The 383-nt window shown below is 71.0% G+C and carries 1 pseudogene; it reads right to left on the minus strand.

Features of this window, described 5'->3' with window-relative positions:
- Positions 1–372, minus strand: a pseudogene (locus EOC06_RS38600) (hypothetical protein); the annotation flags it as partial.
- Positions 373–383: the final 11 nt, after the last annotated feature.

A 383-nucleotide genomic window follows, 5' to 3' on the forward strand; every position in this document is an offset into this window, starting at 1 on the left:
GCCTCCCACAGACTGTGCGAGGATGCCAATGGCCGAACGACCGTTGGTGTCGACCGTCGGACCGGTCGCGGCCTGGTTGACGTTGACGGCTCCGGCATTGCCGCCGGTTCCGCCGCCGCCGCCGATCGCGACAGCGACTGCCGGGGCGACCGACAGGGCAAAGCCGCCATTGCCGCCCCCACCACCAACCGACTGGGCCAGTACGCCATGCGCGCCATCGCCGCTGCCGTCAGCGCCAGTCGTTATCGTGCCGCCGACATTGGCGATGACAGTCCCGCCCTTGCCGCCGCCGCCGGCTGTGCCGCCGATCGATACGATGCCGGCTGCCCCGCCGCCGTCACCACCGCCGCCGCCGACCGATTCGACCAGCATGCCAATAGCAC

It is taken from the genome of Mesorhizobium sp. M7A.F.Ca.MR.362.00.0.0 (assembly GCF_004023175.1).
GTDB lineage: Bacteria > Pseudomonadota > Alphaproteobacteria > Rhizobiales > Rhizobiaceae > Mesorhizobium.